General features: G+C 64.0%; 1 protein-coding gene. It reads right to left on the reverse strand.

From position 1 onward, the window contains the following. Positions 1–121: 121 nt before the first annotated feature. Positions 122–2,826: MMPL family transporter (locus G341_RS0100155; protein WP_018177087.1), on the reverse strand; the 2,705-nt coding region annotated here is incomplete at its 5' end.

Here is a 2,826-nt window from a genome sequence, read left to right on the forward strand (position 1 = left end):
GCGCCTTCAACTCAGCCGGGTACCGCTTCGTGATGTTCCCTGACATGACTCCAACCTTCCCAACAATCAGAGTCTCCGGAAACCCCGCGACGGTTTACTCGTAGGTACAGGTCTGATGTGTCTAGCGGGGCCGTTTTTGTGGCCACCAGTTGGTGTCTCGCAGTGTTGTTGCGATGGCGGGTACGACGATGGTGCGTACGATGAAGGTGTCTATGAGGAGGCCGACGCCGATGATGAGGCCGGCTTGGGTCATGATTCCGATGGAGCCGGTCATGAGTCCGAACATGCTGGCGGCGAAGATGAGTCCGGCGGAGGTGATGACCGATCCGGTGTTGGTGACTGTGCGTAGGACGCCGACGCGGATGTTGTGGGTGGACTCTTCGCGGAGTCGGGAGACGAGGAGCATGTTGTAGTCGGCGCCGACGGCGACGAGCACGATGAACGCCAGGATGGGCACGGGCCATGCGATGTCTTGGTGCAGCAGGTGTTGAAAGATGAGGACGCCGAATCCGAGTGCTGCGGTGTAGTTCAGTACGACTGTGGCCAGCAGGTAGAGCGGTGCGATCAGTGCTTTGAGTAGCGCGATGAGGATGAGGCCGACGATCAGCAGGGTGGCGATGACGAGCAGCTGGAAGTCGTCGCCGAGGAGGCGTTGGAGGTCGGAGTTGATGGCTGGGAATCCGGCGACGGCGATGGTGGCGTCGGACAGGGTGGTGTTCGGGCGGGCGCTGTTGGCGACGGCGGTGAGGTTGGTCGCTAGTTTCATCGCCGCGGAGCTGTAGGGGTCGTATTTCGTTTGGATGGCGTAGCGGATGGTGTGGCCGTCGGGGGAGACGAATTGTCTTGCGAGGTCGTTGAATTGGTGGTCGGAGAACGCGGTCGCGGGTAGGTAGAAGCCGGTGGCGGCGTCTGATCCGGTGGTCGCGCGTGCTGATTGTTGGAGTTGGGTGGCGACTTGGGCCATCCCGGCGAGGGTTTGCAGGTTGCTGTCGACGAGGGCGTGCACGCCGGCGGAGATGGCGTGGGCGCCGGCGGCGAGTTGACCGATACCGGTTTGGAGTTGGTTGAGTTTGGCTGGTAGGTCTTGGCCGGCGACGTTGCCGAGGCTGTTGAGCAGTGCTGTGGTGGTGGTTTGCAGTTGCTGGGGTGATGCGGCGGGCTGGTTGGTGTTGATGGTGTTGAGCAGGGTCGAGAGCTGGGTGAAGAAGCCGTCGCGATGTAGTGCGGTGAGTGTGTTCGCTTGGTCGCGCAGGGCGATGCAGGTGGGTAGTTGTGTGCACCAGGGGGCGGTGTTCAGGGTGGCCAGCAGTGGGGTGGTGGCCGCGAGTGCGGAGTCTGCTTGTTGCGCGATCGGTGGTGTTTGGTGGGCGAGTTGGTCGAGTTGCGGGCGTAGCTGTGCGAGCTGTTGAAGGATGGGCTGGTAGGGGCGGAGCATGTTTCCGGCGTCGGCGGCCTGGCGGAGCAGGCCGGTGAGTGGGGCGAGGTTGTTGGTGACTTCGGTGTGGAGCAGGTCGAGGCCGTTGGCGAGTTGGTCGGTGCCGGCGGCGAGTTGGTTCAGGTCGGTTTTGTGGGCTTGTCCGTCGTTGACGGCGCCGGCGAGGCGATCGCCGATCTGGCCGTTTTGCCAGGACAGTTGGGCTTGATCGAGTCGGTTGCCGGTGGGGCGGGTGATGCCGACTACTTTGCTCACGCCGGGTAGTTGGGCGATACGCCCGGCCATTTGGTCCAGGTCTGCGAGGCCTTTGGCGGTGCGGAGGTCAGTCGGTGAGCTGACGACCAGGAACTCGGTGATGATCACATCTTTCGGGAAGTGCTGGTCGAGCAGGGTGTAGCCCTCGTTGCTGTCGGTGGTGGATGGTTGCCCGGTGCGGTCGTCGTAGGTGACGTGCAGGGTGAGGCCGATCAGGCTGAGCGCAACGAGGCCGACCAGGCCGGTGATGAGCAGTGGTGCGGGGTGGCGGACTACTTGTACCCCGATCCGGCTCCAGTAGCGGCGGGTGAGATCGCGACGCGGTCCGCCCATGCCGAAACGAGCGGCGACTGCCAGGACTGGCGGTAGGAGTGTGACGGTGGCTGCGAAGCCGACGAAGATGGCGATGGCGCAGGCGGGTCCGAGCGTCGCGAACACGCTCAACTTGGCGAAGATCATTGCTGAAAAGGCCAGTGCGACAGTGGCTGCGGACGCGGCGATGACCCTGCCGATGGTGGCGGTGGCGCCGATGAGGGCGTCGCTGGTGGATTGTCGGCGGCGGATGTTTTCGTGGTAGCGGCTGATCAGGAATACCGAGTAGTCCACGCCGGCGCCTAGCAGGATCACGGTGGTGAAGGCCACGGTGAACTGCGAGACGGGCATGCCGAGTGTTCCGGCGGCCGAGAGCACCCCGCGTGCCACGCCGACGCTGAGTCCGATGACTAGCAGGGGCAGTATCGCGGTGACCACTGAGCGGTATACCAGCAGCAGGATCACCGCGATGAGCGCGACGGTGGCTGCTGTGATCACCACCAGATCGCTTTCGGCGGCAGTGATTTGGTCGGCGAAGGTGGCCGGGGGGCCGGTGACCTTCACGATGGTTCCGCTGCCGGTGAATGCCTTGTTGGCGATCGATCGGACGTGTTCGACCGCGGTCGCGGCGTCGGGGCCGCCGAAGGTGCCGCTGACGGCCACGGGTAGGTACCAGGCCTGTTTGTCGCTGCTCACTGCCTGCTGGGCGGTGATCGGATCGGCGAGCAGGTCGTGCACCGATTGCACGTCTTTCGTATTGGCGCGCAGCTGCTGCACCAGTGCGTTGTATTGGGCGCGGGTCTGGTCGGTCAGTCCGGCGTGGT

Origin of the sequence: Jongsikchunia kroppenstedtii DSM 45133 (assembly GCF_000380485.1) — a bacterium.
GTDB lineage: Bacteria > Actinomycetota > Actinomycetes > Mycobacteriales > Mycobacteriaceae > Jongsikchunia > Jongsikchunia kroppenstedtii.